This is a genomic window from Gordonia polyisoprenivorans (assembly GCF_017654315.1).
GTDB lineage: Bacteria > Actinomycetota > Actinomycetes > Mycobacteriales > Mycobacteriaceae > Gordonia > Gordonia polyisoprenivorans_A.
Window position 1 is genome coordinate 4,406,344 of the sequence record NZ_CP072203.1, and the last position, 17,246, is coordinate 4,423,589.

Annotated in this window: 15 protein-coding genes and 1 pseudogene; 9 read left to right on the top strand and 7 right to left on the bottom strand. The window is 67.6% G+C overall.

Features of this window, described 5'->3' with window-relative positions; all coding sequences use genetic code 11:
• Window positions 1-93 precede the first annotated feature (93 nt).
• Window positions 94-879, bottom strand: a complete 786-nt coding sequence (locus J6U32_RS19895; RefSeq protein WP_006371767.1) for an electron transfer flavoprotein subunit beta/FixA family protein — start codon at window positions 877-879, stop codon at window positions 94-96.
• A 140-nt stretch (window positions 880-1,019) separates the two neighbouring features.
• Here J6U32_RS19895 and J6U32_RS19900 point away from each other — a divergent pair, with 140 nt between their 5' ends.
• Genes J6U32_RS19900 through J6U32_RS19910 form a run of 3 tightly spaced genes read left to right on the top strand, consistent with a single transcriptional unit; the run spans window position 1,020 to window position 4,735 of the window.
• Window positions 1,020-1,823, top strand: a complete 804-nt coding sequence (locus tag J6U32_RS19900) for a class I SAM-dependent methyltransferase (RefSeq protein ID WP_208791818.1) — start codon at window positions 1,020-1,022, stop codon at window positions 1,821-1,823.
• Between the two features lie 3 nt (window positions 1,824-1,826).
• On the top strand, window positions 1,827-3,413 hold the full coding sequence (locus tag J6U32_RS19905; RefSeq protein WP_208791819.1) for a 1,4-alpha-glucan branching protein domain-containing protein: 1,587 nt from the start codon (window positions 1,827-1,829) through the stop codon (window positions 3,411-3,413).
• Window positions 3,413-4,735, top strand: coding sequence for a glycosyltransferase family 4 protein (locus J6U32_RS19910; protein WP_208791820.1), 1,323 nt, complete (start codon window positions 3,413-3,415; stop codon window positions 4,733-4,735). Before J6U32_RS19905 ends, J6U32_RS19910 begins: the two co-directional genes overlap by 1 nt.
• A 3-nt stretch (window positions 4,736-4,738) precedes the next feature.
• On the opposite strand, the gene J6U32_RS19915 is transcribed toward J6U32_RS19910, so the two are convergent.
• The gene (locus tag J6U32_RS19915) at window positions 4,739-5,509 is read right to left on the bottom strand and encodes an acyltransferase (protein WP_208791821.1); all 771 of its coding nucleotides are present in this window, start codon (window positions 5,507-5,509) and stop codon (window positions 4,739-4,741) included.
• Window positions 5,510-5,625: 116 nt separating this feature from the next.
• On the opposite strand from J6U32_RS19915, the gene J6U32_RS19920 reads away from it, so the two are divergent.
• A complete protein-coding gene (locus tag J6U32_RS19920; RefSeq protein WP_208791822.1) occupies window positions 5,626-6,960 on the top strand; it encodes a PQQ-binding-like beta-propeller repeat protein in 1,335 nt (444 codons plus the stop codon).
• A 42-nt stretch (window positions 6,961-7,002) separates the two neighbouring features.
• Here the strand turns inward: J6U32_RS19920 and J6U32_RS19925 are convergent, their stop codons facing one another.
• Window positions 7,003-7,986 carry a GlxA family transcriptional regulator gene (locus tag J6U32_RS19925; protein WP_208791823.1) on the bottom strand — a complete coding sequence of 328 codons (984 nt, stop codon included), beginning with the start codon at window positions 7,984-7,986 and terminating at the stop codon, window positions 7,003-7,005.
• Between the two features lie 54 nt (window positions 7,987-8,040).
• Between J6U32_RS19925 and J6U32_RS19930 the strand changes: the two genes are divergently transcribed.
• The gene (locus tag J6U32_RS19930) at window positions 8,041-9,459 is read left to right on the top strand and encodes an MFS transporter (protein WP_208791824.1); all 1,419 of its coding nucleotides are present in this window, start codon (window positions 8,041-8,043) and stop codon (window positions 9,457-9,459) included.
• Here the strand turns inward: J6U32_RS19930 and J6U32_RS27730 are convergent.
• A pseudogene (locus tag J6U32_RS27730) lies at window positions 9,382-10,566 on the bottom strand (THUMP-like domain-containing protein); the annotation flags it as partial. The gene J6U32_RS19930 and the pseudogene J6U32_RS27730 overlap by 78 nt on opposite strands.
• A 73-nt stretch (window positions 10,567-10,639) precedes the next feature.
• On the opposite strand from J6U32_RS27730, the gene J6U32_RS19935 reads away from it, so the two are divergent.
• The 3 genes from J6U32_RS19935 (at window position 10,640) to J6U32_RS19945 (ending at window position 13,581) form a co-directional block, all read left to right on the top strand.
• Window positions 10,640-10,993, top strand: coding sequence for a hypothetical protein (locus J6U32_RS19935; RefSeq protein WP_208791825.1), 354 nt, complete (start codon window positions 10,640-10,642; stop codon window positions 10,991-10,993).
• Window positions 10,994-11,064: 71 nt separating this feature from the next.
• On the top strand, window positions 11,065-12,246 hold the full coding sequence (locus J6U32_RS19940) for an alpha/beta hydrolase (RefSeq protein WP_208791826.1): 1,182 nt from the start codon (window positions 11,065-11,067) through the stop codon (window positions 12,244-12,246).
• A gap of 78 nt (window positions 12,247-12,324) precedes the next feature.
• Complete coding sequence (locus J6U32_RS19945) at window positions 12,325-13,581, top strand: SMI1/KNR4 family protein (RefSeq protein WP_208791827.1); 1,257 nt, start codon at window positions 12,325-12,327, stop codon at window positions 13,579-13,581.
• A 92-nt stretch (window positions 13,582-13,673) separates the two neighbouring features.
• Here the strand turns inward: J6U32_RS19945 and J6U32_RS19950 are convergent, their stop codons facing one another.
• Genes J6U32_RS19950 through J6U32_RS19960 form a run of 3 tightly spaced genes read right to left on the bottom strand, consistent with a single transcriptional unit; the run spans window position 13,674 to window position 16,493 of the window.
• A complete protein-coding gene (locus J6U32_RS19950) occupies window positions 13,674-14,708 on the bottom strand; it encodes a class I SAM-dependent methyltransferase (RefSeq protein WP_208791828.1) in 1,035 nt (344 codons plus the stop codon).
• Between the two features lie 23 nt (window positions 14,709-14,731).
• On the bottom strand, window positions 14,732-15,520 hold the full coding sequence (locus J6U32_RS19955) for an enoyl-CoA hydratase/isomerase family protein (protein ID WP_208791829.1): 789 nt from the start codon (window positions 15,518-15,520) through the stop codon (window positions 14,732-14,734).
• On the bottom strand, window positions 15,513-16,493 hold the full coding sequence (locus J6U32_RS19960) for an NAD(P)-dependent oxidoreductase (protein ID WP_208791830.1): 981 nt from the start codon (window positions 16,491-16,493) through the stop codon (window positions 15,513-15,515). Before J6U32_RS19960 ends, J6U32_RS19955 begins: the two co-directional genes overlap by 8 nt.
• 148 nt (window positions 16,494-16,641) lie before the next feature.
• Between J6U32_RS19960 and J6U32_RS19965 the strand changes: the two genes are divergently transcribed.
• Window positions 16,642-17,235, top strand: a complete 594-nt coding sequence (locus J6U32_RS19965; protein ID WP_208791831.1) for a TetR/AcrR family transcriptional regulator — start codon at window positions 16,642-16,644, stop codon at window positions 17,233-17,235.
• Window positions 17,236-17,246 lie beyond the last annotated feature (11 nt).

Genomic DNA, 17,246 nt, shown 5'->3' on the forward strand with positions numbered 1-17,246 from the left:
TACTCCTGGATGTATGTGGGGCCCTGCGGAATTCGCACTCGGATGACGCCGGAGCGCAAGCCCGCAGGCACGGTGGTGGTCTGCGGGCCGGTGCTAGATGATCTTCTGCGCGACCAGGTACTCGGCCACCTTCACGCCACCGTCACCCTCGTCGGTGACACGCTCACCGGCGGTCTTCGGCGGCTTCGGGGTGGAGCTGGTGACCTCCGAGCCCGCGTTGGCCAGACCCACCTCGTCGGCCTCGACGTCGATCTCGGCCAGGCCGACGACCTGGACCTCTTTCTTCTTCGCGGCCATGATGCCCTTGAAGGACGGGAAGCGCGGCTCGTTGATCTTCTCGTTGACGCTGACGATCGCCGGCAGCTCCGCGGTGATGTGGTAGATGCCGTCGTCGGTCTCGCGCTCGCCGGTCAGGGTCTCGCCCTCCAGCGTGAGCTTGCGCAGATGCGTCAGGTGCGGGAGCTCGAGGTACTCGGCGATCATCGCCGGGATCGCCCCGACACGACCGTCGGTGGCCTCGTTACCGGCGATGACGAGTTCGACACCCTCGACGGTGCCCAGCGCACGGGCGAGCACGTAGGCGGTCTGCACCGCATCCGAGCCGTGCAGGGCGTCGTCCTTGATGTGAATGGCCTTGTCGGCACCCATCGACAGCGCCTTGCGGATCGCCTCGGTCGCCCGCTCCGGACCGGCCGTCAACACGGTCACCTCGCCGCCGTTGGCTTCCTTGATCTGCAGCGCTTCTTCGACCGCACGCTCATTGATCTCATCGAGAACCGCGTCGGCGGCCTCACGATCGAGGGTGTAATCGCCGTCGGAGAGCTTGCGCTCGGACCAGGTGTCAGGGACCTGCTTGATCAGAACGACAATATTTGTCATGGGTCTTCGTCGACCTCCTGCGTCGGGTTCGGCAACTTACCGGCGGGTAAGGCCATCGGTCTTCCCTACTTTAGCCCGTCCTATTATCGGGCAGAACATCGACTAGCTCACAAAATGGACGGGAGACTATTGTCGTGCGGATGACCGACGTACACCGGGATGTAACACCCGGCACGCCGCGGGCCCTGACAACGGACGAACAGCTCGCCCTCACCGGGGAGCGCACGGTCCCCGGCATCCCCGCGGAGAACTACTGGTTCCGTCGGCACGAGGTCGCCTACGCCCACATCGTCGGCCGGTGTACCGCACGCCGGGTCCTCGAGGCCGGTTCGGGCGAGGGGTACGGGGCGGCAATGCTCGCCGACGCCGGCGCGCAGGTCACCTGCGTCGACTACGACGAGTCGGCCGTCGCCCACACGCGGCGTCGGTATCCGCAGGTGGAGATCGTGCAGGGCAATCTGATCGACCTGCCGCTGCCCGACGACTCGGTGGACGTGGTGGTCAACTTCCAGGTGATCGAACACCTGTGGGATCAACCGGCCTTCCTCGCCGAATGCGCGCGCGTCCTACGACCGGGCGGTGAACTGCTCATCTCCACCCCCAACCGGATCACCTTCTCCCCCGGCCGCGACACCCCGCTCAATCCGTTCCACACCCGCGAACTCGACGCCGCCGAATTGAGTGAATTGCTCGCCGACGCCGGGTTCTCGCTCACCTCGATGCTCGGCGTCCACCACGGCGAACGGCTCGCACATCTCGATCGCAGGTGGGGCGGTTCACTCATCGACGCACAGATCGAGCGGGCCCTGGCCGGCCGGCCCTGGCCCGAGGAGTTGGTGGCCGACGTCGCCGGGATCGGCGCGGAGGACTTCGACATCCGTGACGCCGAGGACGCCGACATCGACGCCAGTCTGGATCTGCTCGCGATCGCGATGCGGTCGTAGCGCGTGCCCACCTCTCAGCGGACTCCACCGTCCCCGGTCCCGGGCCAGTTCACCCTGGTCCTGCACTCGCATCTGCCGTGGTTGGCCAATCACGGCAGATGGCCCGTCGGCGAGGAATGGCTGTATCAGTCGTGGGCCGCCTCGTACCTGCCGGTCTTCGCGATGCTGCGACGACTGGCCGCCGACGGTTTCTCCGACATGGTCTCGCTCGGGATCACCCCGGTGCTCGCCGCGCAGCTCGACGACCTGCACTGCACGACGTCGATGTATGAGTGGCTGGCCGACTGGCGGTTGCGGGCGATGGAGGCGGCCGTCGACGCCGACCCGGACCGCCGCGCCCTGGGCGTGCGTGAACATCGCAGCGCGACACAGGCGTTGGCCGAGTTCGAGCGTCATTGGCGCCACGGGGGTGCTGCGACGATCCGTGCGGTGGCCGAGGGCGGGGTCGCCGAGATCCTCGGCGGGCCCCTGGCCCATCCGTTCGCACCGTTGCTCGACGCCCGGTTGCGGCGATTCTCCCTGGGCGAAGGCCTCGCCGATGCCCGCTTGCGCTGGGGCACAAGGCCACACGGGATCTGGGCCCCCGAATGCGCCTTCGCCCCGGGAATGGAAGCCGAGTACGCCGCCGCGGGCGTCGGCCACTTCATGGTCGACGGACCGACACTGCACGGTGATACTGCGCTCGGGCGGCCCGTCGGCACCGGCGACGTCGTGGCCTTCGGGCGCGACCTGACCGTCAGCTACCGGGTGTGGTCCCCGAAGTCGGGATATCCCGGGCATGCCGCCTACCGCGACTTCCACACCTACGATCACGCGACCGGCCTCAAGCCGTCTCGGGTGACCGGGAAAACCGTTGCCGCCCAAGATAAGAAGCCCTACGACCCGCAGCGGGCCGATGCCGTGATCGACCGTCATGTCGACGACTTCATCGGCCATGTCCGCCGACGTCTGATCTCCGAGTCGCAGCGCATCGGGCGGCCGGCGCTGGTGGTCGCGGCCTTCGACACCGAGTTGTTCGGTCATTGGTGGCACGAGGGGCCGATCTGGCTCGAGCGCGTGCTGCGCAGGCTGCCCGAGGCGGGCGTGCGGGTGGGCACCCTCGCCGGCGCCGCCGCACACGGTTATATCGGTGCGCCCGTGGATCTTCCGCCGTCGTCGTGGGGATCGGGCAAGGACTGGCGGGTCTGGGAGGGGCCACAGGTGTCGCATCTCGTGCAGCTCAACGCCGAGGTGAGCCGGACCGCGCTCGACGCCATCGACAAGATCGTCGACCCGCGGGCGGGCCGCAACCGCGTCGCGGACCAGATCGTCCGTGAAGCACTGCTGACGGTCTCCTCGGACTGGCCGTTCATGGTGTCCAAGGACACCGCCGCCGATTACGCGATCGGCCGGGCCCACACCCACGCCCACGCCACCCGCGAGATCGTCGACGCCGCCCTCCGTGGCCGCGCCGCGACAGCGGAGAGGTTGCGACGCAACTGGTCTCGCGCCGACAACCTGTTCGCCGACCTCGATGCGCGCCGCCTCCTCGAGGCCGATGCGCGCCGCCTCCTCGCGGCCACCGACCACACCACCGGGCGGTGCCGGTGATGCGGGTCCTGCTGGTCTCGTGGGAGTACCCACCGGTCGTCGTCGGCGGGCTGGGTCGTCACGTGCACCACCTGGCCACCGAGTTGGCCGGACTCGGCCACGACGTCGTCGTCCTGACCCGTCGTCCGTCGGGTACCGATGCGGTGTCGCATCCGACGACCGATCGTGTCGTCGACGGGGTGCGGGTGATCGCGGTGGCCGAGGACCCGCCGGAGTTCTCCTTCGGTACCGACATGATGGCCTGGACGCTGGCGATGGGACACGCATTCATCCGCGCGGGGCTGACGATCCTCGCCGGCGAGCGGGGATCACGGGCGACGAGCTGGACCCCGGAGGTTGTCCACGCGCACGACTGGATCGTGGCGCACCCGGCCATCGCACTCGCCGAGATCTTCGATGTACCACTGATCTCCACCATCCATGCGACCGAGGCGGGACGCCACAGCGGGTGGGTCAGCGGCCGCATCAACCGGCAGGTCCACTCGGTGGAATGGTGGCTGGCGACCGACTCCGACGCCCTGATCACGTGCTCGGAGTCGATGCGCGACGAGGTGACCCGACTGTTCGGACCATCGGGGTCCGACCCTTCCGGCACCGAGCGCCCCGTTCCGGGTCCCCGCCTCGCCGATATCACGGTGATCCACAACGGCATCGACATCCGTGCATGGCCGTTCGCGCCGCGCCCGACGCCGACGGGTCCCGCCGAGTTGCTCTTCGCCGGCCGTCTCGAATACGAGAAGGGCGTGCAGGACCTCCTCGCCGCGCTACCCCGTATCCGTCGTACCCACCCGGGCACGACGCTGACCATCGCCGGCACCGGAACACAGCTGGAATGGCTGACCGAGCAGGCCCGCCGGCATCGGGTCGGGCGAGCGGTGACCTTCCTCGGCGCGGTCGATCATCGGGGCCTCGTGGAGTTGATGCATCGGTGTGCCGCGATCGTGTTGCCGAGCCGCTACGAGCCGTTCGGGATCGTGGCGCTCGAGGCCGCGGCAACCGGGATTCCCCTGGTGACCTCCACCGCGGGCGGACTGGGCGAGGCGGTCGACGACGGGGTGACCGGCCTGTCGTTCGAGCCCGCCGACGTCGCCGGACTGGCCGCGGCGGTACGTGCCACCCTGACCGATCCCGAAATGTCGGCCCAGCGCGCCCGGCGGGCGCGGGCACGGTTGTCGGAGGAGTTCGCGTGGACAGAGGTCGCGACCCGAACCGCGGCCGTCTATGCCTCGGCCAAACGCCGGGTCCGCCAGCCGTCGGGACGCCCGATCATCGCGCAACGCCCACTGCCCGAACGAGACCCGGCGCAGCCGCAGCGGGAGTGAGCCCTACTTCTCCGACTGCGCCTGCTTGCGCTCGAGGTCGGCCTGCGCCTTCTTGCGCTCGATGTCGGCAAGTGCGCGTTCGAGTTCGGCACGCTGGGCGGCGTTGGCGTCCCAGGCGTCCTTGCGGTTCTTGACGACCCGCGCCGGCGCACCGACGGCGATCGAGTAATCGGGGATCTCCCCGCGCACCACCGCATGCGAGCCGAGTACGCACCCACGCCCGACGATCGTGTTGCGCAGCACCGTCACCTTGGTCGCAATCCAGGTGTCGGGCCCGATGCGCACCGGCCCCTTCACGATTCCCTGATCCTTGATCGGCAAGGTGATGTCGTCCATGCGGTGGTCGAAATCGCAGATATAGCACCAGTCGGCGATCAGCGTCGAGCCACCGATCTCCAGATCCAGATAGGCGTTGACGACGTTGTTGCAACCGAACACCGTCTTGTCACCGATCCGCAGGCTGCCCTCGTGCGCGCGGATGGAATTGCCGTCACCGATGTGCACCCAGCGACCGATCTCCATCCGGCTCAGCTCGGGGGTCGCGTGGATCTCCACATTGCGGCCCAGGAACACCATGCCGCGCAACACGATGTGTGGATTCGCGAGCCGGAATCGCGCCAACCGCACGTAGCGCACGAGATACCAGGGCGTGTATGCCCGATTCCGCAGCACCCACCGCAGGGAGTCGAGGCTGACGAATCGCGCCTGCGCCGGATCCCGACGTCGCCCCGCCCGCCACCTCGACCGGTAGCTGGCATTCCACATCGTCGTCATGGATGGCCACCATAATCGACTCCCCCGGCCTGGCCGTCGTCGGCGGGCCACACGATAGGCTCTACCGTTGGCGCCGCCGGTGCGAGGTTCCGACGGCCAGGCGAAGAGGAGCTCCGATGGCGGTTGCCCGACGCTCACGTGCCCGAGGCCGGTTTCCGGCGCTCGTCGCCGTGGTACTCGGTCTGGTGACCGCGATGGCACTGTCATCCTGCTCGGACGGGCACATCGACATCCGCTCCGTCTACGGCGCCGGATGGTCGAGTTTCGGCGGCAACGCCGCCAATTCGAACTTCGTCTACCCCACCGTCCCCGATGACCTCGCGTTGAGCTGGACCCGTCCGACCGGCGGCACGGTGACCGCGCCGGTGACCATCTCGGCGACCGGCAATGTGGGCGTCACGTCGAACTCCTCGGGGTGCGACCTGCTGGTGCTCGATCAGCGCAACGGCCGCAAGAACTTCTGCAAGAACATGCGCGATGGCGTGGCCTCCAACGCGATGCTCACCGATCAATACGATCAGCCCTACATCGGCGAGGAGACCACCTTCCTCGCCTTCAACGCCGGTGGCGCGATCCGCTGGCGGATGCCGGTCATCGGCGTGCCGCTCTCGGCGAAGTTCGCCGACAGCGGGGTGGTCCTGGTGGTCACCACGCAGGGTCAGATCCTGCTGCTCAACACCCAGACCTCGAACCCGGTGGCCCCGGAGGTGCGTCTGCGCCCGGAGGCCGATCCGGGGGATCCGCTGTACGGCTTCGGTGACTGCGTCACCAACGGCCCGCGCTGTACGGTCCCCGCACCACCAGCGGTCGACGTCGCCCATCAACGCTTCTTCCTCAACGTCTGGCCGACCGGCGCGATCGCGAGCGAGATCCGCGGCTTCTCCTATGCCGCCACCGACGGCAAGCGCACGGTGACCGAACTGTGGAAGGCCCAGGTGTCCGGCGGGGTCATCGGGCCGGCGACGGTCTCGGCGGACGGCGCGACCGTCTACGCCTTCAGCAGGCTCGGCCAGATCGTGGCGCTCGACGCGGCCACCGGCCGGACCCGCTGGACCTATGACAACGGCGGCTACGGCTTTGCCACCATGACGGTCTCGCCGGATGGCCTGATCATTCCCACCGGTGTGATCGGGGCGCCGCTGACCCTGCTGCGCGACGAGGGCAACCGCGCCGAAAAGGTGTGGCAGCGTGATGATCTCGCCACCGTGAGCCTCTCGGCCCTGACCAGTGCCGGTACCGCGTGGACCGTGGTTCGCGACGCGGGGGCACAGACGTTGTCGCTGACCGAGGTGTCGACCACCGACGGCAAGACGAAACAGTCGGTGCCGCTACCGGATTCGGGCGGGTTCGCCACCGGGATCGCGGTGTCGTCGTCGGGTCAGATCGCCACCGCCACCAACATCGGCGAGGTGTATTTCTTCGACAGCAAGCGCAACATCGCCGGGCAGTAGACCTGCGCGCCCGGTGATGCCGGGCCGGCGGGCGCGGTCGGTTCACGCCCCGCGAAAGGTCTTGCGGTAGGCCGACGGAGCCATGCCCAGCTCGTTGCGTAGATGGTGTCGCAGATTGTCCGCCGACCCGAGGCCTGACCGTTCGGCGATCTCGTCGATCGAGGCGCCAGTCGTCTCGAGCAGTTCGCGCGCCAGATCCACGCGGCGGTCTCGCAGCCACGATCCCGGCGCCGTTCCGGTCTCCTCCCGGAACCGCCGGATGAAGGTCCGGACACTCAGATGCGCATGTGCGGCAAGCCGTTCCACGCTCAGCGCCTCGTCGAGATGGGTCAGCGCCCACTCCCGCGTGGCCTGGGTGAGGTGACCGGTGTCGCCGGGGACCCCGCGCTCGATGAATTGTCCCTGCCCACCCTCGCGCCAGGGTGGCACCACGCAGTGCCGCGCCACCCGATTGGCGACGGCGGCGCCGTGATCGCGACGGATGATGTGCAGGCACAGGTCGATTCCCGCCGCCAGCCCCGCCGAGCTGAGGATTTGCCCTTCGTCGACGTAGAGGACCGACTCATCCAGTGCCACATCGGGATACAGCCTTCGGAAGTCGTCGGCGTAGCGCCAGTGGGTGGTGGCACGGCGACCGTCGAGGAAGCCGGCGGCGGCGAGCAGGAACGCCCCCGTACAGATCGACACGATGCGGGCGTCGGGACGGATCCGTGCCAGCGCCGCGGCCACGCCGTCGGGCATCGACGCCCGGCGGCGACAGTTCTCGTCGCGGGTGCCCGGGACGATCACCGTGTCGGCCGTCGCGATCGCCTCCGGGCCGGCTGCCGCGATCAGCTGATAGGCGGTGGTGGTCGCCACCGGCCCCGGGCTGATCGACACCGTGGTCACCTCGTACAACGACCGCCCGTCCTCGTCACATGCCTGCCCGAACAGCAGGGGCGGGATGGTGGCGTCGAAACCGACCACGGGCGAAACGAGGAGTACCGCGATTCGGTGCGGCACCGTAGTGGCACGATTTTCCGACATATTGGCAATCATGCCAGTGGCACACGGTCCCGGCCATCCCCGATGCTTGTTCGGGTGACCACCGATACCCACCGCGCCGGGCCACCCGCGCGCCTGCGACGCCGCCCGCACTGGGCGTGGATCGTCGCCGGCGTCAGCTTCGTCGCGATTCTCGGCGCAGCCGGTTTCCGCGCCGTGCCCGGCGTCATGATGGATCCGCTGCACATGGAGTTCGGCTGGTCGCACGCCACGGTCGGCTTGGCGATGTCGATCAACATGGTGCTGTTCGGCGTCACCGCCCCGTTCGCGGCGGCGCTCATGGATCGCTTCGGGGTCCGGCCGATCCTGACCATCGCGCTGCTCCTCATCGCCGCCGGCACCGGTCTGGGCGTCTTCATGACGGCGAGCTGGCAGTTGCTGTTGTTGTGGGGGGTACTCGTCGGACTCGGCACCGGGTCGATCTCGATGGGCTTCGTCGCGACCGTGTCCACGCGGTGGTTCGTCGAACGCCGCGGCCTGGTGACCGGAGTGCTCACCGCCGCCTCGGCGACCGGCCAGCTCATCTTCTTGCCGATCGTCGCCCACCTCACCGACTCCCACGGGTGGCGTGTTGCGTCGGTCGTCGTCACCGTGGCCGCCTTGGCCGTCGTGCCGTTGGTCCTGCTGTTCATCCGCGACCGGCCCGCCGACGTCGGTACCACCGCCTACGGCGCTCGGCCCGGTGGCGAGGACTCGGTACTGCCCACTCGTGGATTCGGTGCCGCCGCAAGCGGATTGCTCCACGGCATGCGAGTGCGCGCCTTCTGGTTGCTCGCGGTGAGTTTCGCGATCTGCGGGGCCACCACCAACGGTCTGATCGGTACGCATTTCATCCCGGCCGCACACGACCACGGCATGCCGACGACGGTCGCGGCCTCACTGCTGGCCACGATCGGCATCTTCGACGTCGCTGGCACGGTGTTCTCGGGTTGGCTCACCGATCGTGTCGATCCTCGCGTCCTGCTCGTCGTCTACTACCTCGGACGGGGTGTGTCACTACTCCTGCTGCCACTGCTGCTGTCTCCCCACGCCGAACCGAGCACGTGGGTGTTCATCATCTTCTACGGATTGGACTGGGTCGCAACGGTTCCGCCGACGATTGCGATCTGTCGCCACTACTTCGGCGCCGACACGCCGGTGATCTTCGGCTGGGTCTTCGCCTTCCATCAGGTGGGGGCGGCGATCGCCGCCTTCGGCGCCGGCTACATCCGCGACGCACAAGGCTCCTACGACAACGCTTTCCACGTGGCCGCCGCCCTGTGCGTGATCGCCGCCGGATGCTGCGCGGCGATCCGGCTCTCAGCCCGCCCGCAGCCCGGGCTCGCAGACGAAGCCGACCCCCTTGCGACCGATGCGGGTGAGCACCAGCGCCAGCGGACGGGAACCCTTGAGCTTGAGCCGCTTTCGAAGGACATCCGGGTCGACGTCGAGGCCGCGGACAAGGATCTCGAGTGAGCCGCAGTCGTACGCGGCGAGCGCTTTGCGGAGCACCTTCTCCCCTGTCGAGGGCACGCGCTCGATGATGCGGAAACCGCGTTCGCCGTCGGGCACCGAATCGCCGGTCAGATAGGCGATGTGCGGATCGATCTGCCAGAGCCCGTGCCGGTGCGCGTAGTGGCGCACCAGACCGGCGCGCACCACCGCCCCGTCCGGATCGAGGAGGAACGTCCCGGGTTCACCCACGGCCACGTCGTCGGACTCGGCGTCGGTGATCTCCCACACCTGTACCGTGCCGTCGGCGTCGGTGCGCATCACCGTCGCCCGACGGCCGTCGTCGATACCCGGGCCCGACCACAGGCACGCTTCCCGCACCGACGAATCCAGCGATGTCACCTGCACCTGCCCGGCGAACCCGAATCGATCACGCAATACCTGATAGTCCAGTCCGGGAGCGCATTTCACCACCAGTGGCCGACCCGAATAGGTCATCAGCACATCGAGGAGCGGTGGGGTCAACGCGTCGAGACGGAAGACGCGGCCGGCGCCCGAACGGCGAGCCGGGTCGGCGATGACCACATCGGCGGTCGATGTCGGCGTGAGGGCGTCGGCGACGAGCAGCGTCGGGGCCCGGCCGGTACCGATCGCAGTGTTTCGTCGGGCCACCGTGTTGTGCCGGGCCATGGCCAGTCGTACGCGGTCGAGATCACTGCCGATCACCCCACCGATTCCCGGAGCAGCGGCCAGCTCGATCAGCTCGCCGCCGATCGAGCAGGTGACGTCGTGGACCACTGCCCCTGGCCAGCGGGCGGCGATCTCGGTGGCCCGGTGCCCGGCCACCGACGATGCGGTCGCTTGTTGCAGGGCGTCATCGGTGAGCAGGAGATCGTCGGCGTGGCGCAGCTTTCCGGCTGCGCGCCGACGGCACCGCACGGTCTCGATCAGTGCTGCGTCGTGCGGGGCATAACGGCTACGCGCCTCGGTGATATCGGCGAGCATCGACCGATCGGTCAGCGGCAACGCCGACACCATCTCGAGGGCCTTCACCCCGTGTCGCGACCGCAGAAAGGCCACATCGTCTACCCCGAACCGATACCCCATCGCCTCAATACTCCCCCGGACCATCACCCTTACTCAAGGTTAGGCCACCCTTTGACTTATTAGGTAACCCTCAGTGATGATGTCGGCCATGGGAAGAATGAGAAGAACAGTCGTCCTCGCCCTCGCCGGCGCAGCCACCGCCGCCGGCGGACTCGTGGCCGGTACCGGTGCGGCCGCTGCCGCGCTCCCCGACGGCGCGTACCGGCTGTGCGTACAAACCCAGTACGGCAGCTCGGTCGAACAACGCTGCGGTGACTACACCGTCGACGGCGACAAGCTGATCGGGACGGCGGGCACCCTCGACCTCGTGAGCACGCCCTCGGGCGCCTACGCCGACATCCCGCCGGTCAGCCGGATCACCTTCGTCAAGACCGGTACCGGGTACAAGGCGATCAACTCGGTTCTCGGCGTCCCGGTCGCGACCTCGACGTTCACCCCGATCACCGACTGACCGGCCGCACACGCCGCTCTCCGAGAGCAGCGGTCATGACCTTCGACGAGGCCAGCCGTTAGTCTCACGTCGTGGCATCGACAGACGACCGTCCGGCCGAGCTCTCGGGTCCGCCCACCACACGTGCTGCGTGGTGGGCGGATCTGCCTGTCGCGCAGCGAGAGCGGTTGCACACCGAGCATCCGGAGTGGATCGGCAACAGCGACGGACTCCCGGCCGCGGACCGCGATCTCGCGAATCGCGCGCTGCTGCCCACGGTCCGCGCCGGTCTGGAGAGGCAGAGCCACACATTGGCAGAACGGCTCGCCGACAACCGATTCGGCGGTACGTTCACCTCCGATGATTCGCGCAAGTGGTACGTCGACGCGAAGATCGCCGACATCGGGGCGATCGAACGGGAGCTCCACCGCTCCGAGCCGGCCCATCCGCGGCTGCTCATCTCGTTCGACATGCACAGCGGTGAGCGCGGGCACGCGGCGGTGGCCGTCGGCAATCCCGACTCCGCCGACCACATCGGCGTCACCACCCCCGGTTTGGGGACGACCGTTCAACCGTCCCTGACCGGCGATCTGGCCTACCAGGGTATGGGCGGTGAGGGGCGCCTGCTGCGCGAGGAGACCCTGCGCCAGCTGGCCATCGTCGGACGCCCCACCGAGACCGTCGCCGCGATCGCCTGGATCGGTTATGACACACCGAATTTCAAAGGACCGGGCCGCCGCGTGTCCACAGCCCGCGGCGCGCTGCATGTCGCCACGTCGAGCAAGGCGCGCGACACCGCACCGATCCTGTCGCGGTTCTTCGCCGGCCTCGTCGCGGCGTCGGATCGCCGACCCCACCTGGTTGCCCTGGGCCACTCGTACGGGTCACTGGTCACCGCCGAGGCCCTACGTCTGACCCATGGCCTCATCGACGACGTCATCTTCTACGGCTCTCCCGGCCTCGGCGGTGACCGCGGATTCGACCTCGATTACACGCCGGAGAGTTTCAATCTCGTGTCCGGTGCCGCTTATGTCCTGAAGAACGACGACGACCAGATCGCCGACCTCGGACTGTTCGGCAGCGACCCCGTCGAGAGCCCGTCGCTGATCCGCCTCGCCACCCGCGCCGGCGTCGACCGCACCGGTGTCCGGCGCGTCGGATCGGCCGGTCACGCCACCTACACGCGTGACGTCGAGGGGAAATCGACGATGGCCCAATACAATATGGCCGCCGTGCTCGGGCAGATGCATGAGCACCTGATCACGGGATTGTGAGGGTGGCACATCACTATTGCGAATCCCTGATCTACTGTAGTGGATTAGTCCGACAGCCACTGCCAAGGGACAACACCGATGAAGCACCGAGCTCTCACCAACACACCACCGGCATCCGAAAAGGAATGGCGCTCACTGTTCGTGGCTCTGCAAGCCGAGAATGCACGATTCGCCGCGGTGTCGGAGTTCTCCGATCACACTCTGCCGAACCCACCCGCCACCGAGAACGATCTACTCGCTGCCGAAACACGCCTGGGCCACCCGCTCGCACCAGAGCTGCGTACGATGCTGATGGTCGCCGACGGCTGGGACGACTACACAATAGGATGTTCCATCCTCGGAACGGCCGACTTCGGACAAAGCGAACGCTGGATCGACTCGCTGGATTGTCTCCGGATCTGGGAGTCCGATGGCGACTCGGACTTCCTCCCCCATCACCTCGGGATCGCAGACGACGACCGGTCACCGACCTACCCCATCATCCATTACGACAACGGCTACCAAAGTCACGCCTACATGTTCAGCGGCAATGTCGACGGCAATCCCGTGCATGGCGTCTTCTCGTTGGGCGTGATCGAGGACGAGAAATCGCCGTGGCCGGATCTCCATACGTACCTGAGTGACGAGCTGCCGGTATTGCGGGACATCATCGACCACGAGGAGATGGGCCCGCATTCCTATGCCTGGTCGCGCGATATTCGCGTCGATCCGCCCGGTTTCGCCGAGATCATCGAGATGCTGGAGGCATTGAGTGCCCGCATCGACGACGGCCCATTCGAACGCTTCGACGCCGCGGATACCCGAGTTCTCCAGTCAATTGAGGGGGTACATGGACATCCGCTCAGCGATCTGCATCGGGAATTACTCGAAACCACTGATGGACTGGTGATTCCACGGTTCGGACGCGTCGTGTCGGCAGCCGAGATCATCGACACCGATGCCTGGCAGCAACTCGTCGACTCGGCTATCGACGCGGCGGTGGACCCCTGGTACGAATCACACCTCGTCAGCAATGACGAACTGGGCATACGACGAGCCAACCTGGCCACACGGATGAGTCGGCTATCGACGATTCCGTTCCTGGTCAGCTCCGGCCCCTACGGGGTGCACTCGATACTGGGTGTCGACGTGGTCGACGGGAGCGTTCGCAACCTGACCAGAGACCCAGCAGTCGCAACCGACCGCCTCACTCATGAGCCGACCACCGATGTCAGAGAATTCCTGTTGACGGTGGCCGATCGGCTGTACGAGACCGCCCGATCGGCCGATCACCTCAAGGCATATGTCGCCGAGGATTCCCCGGCCACGCAGGACCCGCACACCACCTCCGAATAGCCGAGACCAGTTCTTCCCCAAGACTTTCGTTCTTCCGCTGGAGATTTCTTGCGGAAGAGTGAAAGTCTTGGGGAAGAACAGTCACGCCTGGGCTAACTGGGCTTGTACCCGCTGACTACGACGTTGTAGAAGTACTTCGGCGGCACCACCTTGCGCAGCACGTTCTCGTCGAGCCAGGTCAGGCGCTTCCACGAACCGAACGCGAAACCGGCCCAGCCCCAACCGAGTTTGCCCGGCGGCACCGCGGCCTCGAAGGTACGAACCGGCCAGCCGAGCATCGCCGCGGCGAACTCCTCTGTCGCGGTCTGCACCGACGACGCTCCCGCCGACCGGGCGATGCCCGCCAACTCGTCGGGATCGAAGGTGTGGATGTCGACGACGGCCTCGAGCGCGGCGGCACGCGAGGACTCGTCGAGTTCCTCCTGCGGGCGGCGCCACGACTGCAGCGGGCCGAGCTTGGTGAGATTCGTCGTCAGATACCAGGTGGCCCGGCTCATCCACCGGGCATAGAAGTCGCCGATGGTCGACGGCTCACCGGCGAAGACGAACCGACCGCCCGGCTTGAGCACCCGCAACACCTCGCGCAATGCCTGCTCGACATCCGGAATGTGGTGCAGTACAGCGTGTCCGACGACGAGGTCGAAGGTGTTGTCGTCGTAGGGGATCTTCTCGGCATCGGCGACCCGGCCGTCGACCTCGAGCCCGAGGTTCTCGGCGTTGCGCAGCGCCACCTTCACCATGCCCGGCGACAGGTCGGTCACCGACCCCTTCTCGGCCACCCCGGACTGCATGAGGTTCAGCAGGAAAAAGCCGGTGCCGCAACCGAGTTCCATCGCCCGCCTGTGGGGCAGCTCGCTCCCGGCGGCAGCATCACTTGCATCACTCGCCGCCGGCACGGCGTCGAACCGACCGCGCGCATAGTCGATGCAGCGTTCGTCGAAGCTGATCGACCACTTCTCGTCGTAGGTCTCGGCCTCCCAGTCGTGATAGAGCACCTGCGCGAGCTTGGTGTCGGTCAGCGCCGCCGCGACCTCCTCGGCGGTGGCATGCGGGTTGGGCGCCGGATCGACCGGCGACCCGCCACCCGTCTCGTTGTCCGTCTCCGGCTCGTTCTCGGTCGTCGTCATGTGTCCCCTCTCCCTCTCCCGGCTCACTTACCCGTGAACCGGGCCTTCCCCGGGCCGTTCTCCACGAACGACTCCATTCCGATCTTGCGGTCCTCGGTGGCGAAGAGTGCCGCGAACAACTGTTCCTCGATCTTCAGCCCGGTCGCCAGATCCACTCCCAGCCCCTGGTCGACGGCCTTCTTCCCGGCCGCCAACGCCACCGATGCCGCGTTGGCGAACTGGTCGGCCCACGCCAGGGCCGCGTTGTAGACCTCATCGGGTGCCACGACCTCGTCGACCAGCCCGATCCGCAGCGCCTCGTCGGCGCCGACGAACCGGCCGGTGAAGATCATGTCCTTGGCCTTCGCCGGTCCGACGAGGCGGGCCAGACGCTGCGTACCGCCGCCACCGGGGATGACACCCAGCAACACCTCGGGCACGCCGAGCTTCGCGTTGTCGCCGGCGATACGACGGTCCGCGCCGAGCGCGACCTCCAGACCACCACCGAGCGCGTAACCGGTGATCGCGGCGACCGTGGGCTTGGGGATCTCCGAGATCGACCCCAGCGCACTCTGCAGACGACCGGCGACCTTGGCCATCTCCGGGTAGGTCATGTCGTTCATCTCTTTGATGTCGGCACCCGCGGCGAGCACCTTGGGACCGCCGTAGACGACGACGGCCTTGATGTCGTCACGGTCGGTGGCCTGTGCGGCCGCGGCGGCCAGCTCGGACTGGACCTGTCGGTTCAGCGCATTCATCGGTGGCCGGTTGAGCAGGATGGTGCCCACACCGGGATGGTCGTCGGAGGTCTCGAGAGTCACGAACTCAGCCATGGTCGAAGGCTACCGTCTGACGATCAGGCCGTTCGAGCCGTCCCTGTGCCGCGGCGGCGTCGGTGAGGTCGGCCATCGTCACCGCACCGCGCACCACCCCGTCGGCGACGAGTTCGGCGGCGAACGCGGTCAGTACACCGGTCGCCCTCGATTGCCTCCGCCCGCGAGCGGCCCGGCTGCGCCCGGTTCGACGATTCTGCGCAACCACCAGCCACTCGTCCGAGCCCAGATGCGGGGCGCGGTCGAGCAAGGGCCGCAGGGCAGGGACCCGACCGGCCAGAGCGAGCGCCCCGGTCGCACTCCGACTACTCAACGCGAGGTGACTACGGACTCGCACACCCCGATCGGCGAGCAAGACGTGGTCGGGGAAGTCCGCACGCAGGTATCGCCTGCGCCGACCGCCGGGTTCGGCGATCCGGCGGGACTGCCGAAGATTGACGATCCGGCATCCTTCGGGTGGGTGATGAACCGGGGTACCGAGCAGCCCGGCGGTCCACTCGACCGCGGCCGCACCGTGGTGTTCGCCGGTGCCCAACACGACTCCGAGGTCGACGTCGTCGCCCGGCCCCGTGTCGAGATCGGCGATCAACAGGGTGCTCAGTCCGGGCACGAGGCCCGCACCGGTCACGACTGTGCCCGCCGGCGCCTCCGACATCGTGGTCCCGCCGACGGCCTCGCGCACCGCCCGGCGCAGGTCGTCCAGATACGCCGAGGTCGCCGAGATCTCGACGACGGCCGGAGCACCGCAGCGCGCCAGCGCCGGCGTCTCCACCCCGGATGCGTTGATCACCACGTCGTGTACCTCCGACAGATGCCTCAACGTCCGGAGCCCCTCGGGCCCAGTCAGATCGAGGCGAGTCAGGTCGTTCCCGGCGCACCGGCCGGCTCGCGTCACCGCGTGCCCGCGCGAACGCAGTTCCTCGACCACCACCCGACCGACCGCACCGCGGGCACCCATCACCAACGCTCGCATCGCACTCTCCTCATCAAAACCGAGCCTCATCAAAACCGACGCTCATCACCCGACAGAACAATTTCCAAACATCCGTTTGGAGATTGCAGCCTAACCCGGCGACGCGCCATTTCCAACCATTCGTTTGGACTTTCGGTAGGGTTCGTTCGTGGCCTGGGACACCGAGACGACGCGACGCCGACTACTCGACGCGGGCACCCGTCAGTTCGCGGCACACGGCTTTGCCGGGGCACGCCTCGACGCGATCGGGCGCGACGCCGAGGTGAACAAGGAGCGGGTCTACCGCTACTTCGGCGACAAGCGCGGACTGTTCACGGCGGTCCTGACCCGGGAGTTGGCGAGCCTGCTCGAGGGCGTCGATCTCGAGGGTGATGACGCCGGCCCCGAGGCGATCGGACGCTTCGCCGGAGCACTGTTCGATCGGTGCGCCGAGCGCCCGCACCTGCCCCGGCTTCTGGCCTACGAGAGTCTCGAACTCGACTCCGCGGTCGGTGTCGATGCTCGAAATCCGCTGTGCGCAAAGAACATCACCGGAATTCAAGACGTAGTGGCCGGCCTGGACCGCGCCGGGGCCGAGCAATTGCTCTTCAGCGTCATCTCCCTCGTCGTCGGCTGGTGGACACTGAGTGCCCTGGTACAGACACTGCCGGTGCGCCCCGACGACGCCGCGAGCAGACGCGCCGCTGTCGTCGCCCATGCCACCGCGATGGCAGACTGCACATCAGGGCGCGACGTCGGCTGACGCACGGCCCG

Coding starts and splice junctions, on each gene's coding strand:
- J6U32_RS19915 (WP_208791821.1), bottom strand. CDS start 5,509: ATGACGACGATGTGGAATGCCAGCTACCGGTCGAGGTGGCGGGCGGGG.
- J6U32_RS19895 (WP_006371767.1), bottom strand. CDS start 879: ATGACAAATATTGTCGTTCTGATCAAGCAGGTCCCTGACACCTGGTCC.
- J6U32_RS19945 (WP_208791827.1), top strand. CDS start 12,325: ATGAAGCACCGAGCTCTCACCAACACACCACCGGCATCCGAAAAGGAA.
- J6U32_RS19935 (WP_208791825.1), top strand. CDS start 10,640: ATGAGAAGAACAGTCGTCCTCGCCCTCGCCGGCGCAGCCACCGCCGCC.
- J6U32_RS19920 (WP_208791822.1), top strand. CDS start 5,626: ATGGCGGTTGCCCGACGCTCACGTGCCCGAGGCCGGTTTCCGGCGCTC.
- J6U32_RS19925 (WP_208791823.1), bottom strand. CDS start 7,986: ATGTCGGAAAATCGTGCCACTACGGTGCCGCACCGAATCGCGGTACTC.
- J6U32_RS19960 (WP_208791830.1), bottom strand. CDS start 16,493: ATGCGAGCGTTGGTGATGGGTGCCCGCGGTGCGGTCGGTCGGGTGGTG.
- J6U32_RS19900 (WP_208791818.1), top strand. CDS start 1,020: ATGACCGACGTACACCGGGATGTAACACCCGGCACGCCGCGGGCCCTG.
- J6U32_RS19955 (WP_208791829.1), bottom strand. CDS start 15,520: ATGGCTGAGTTCGTGACTCTCGAGACCTCCGACGACCATCCCGGTGTG.
- J6U32_RS19910 (WP_208791820.1), top strand. CDS start 3,413: ATGCGGGTCCTGCTGGTCTCGTGGGAGTACCCACCGGTCGTCGTCGGC.
- J6U32_RS19950 (WP_208791828.1), bottom strand. CDS start 14,708: ATGACGACGACCGAGAACGAGCCGGAGACGGACAACGAGACGGGTGGC.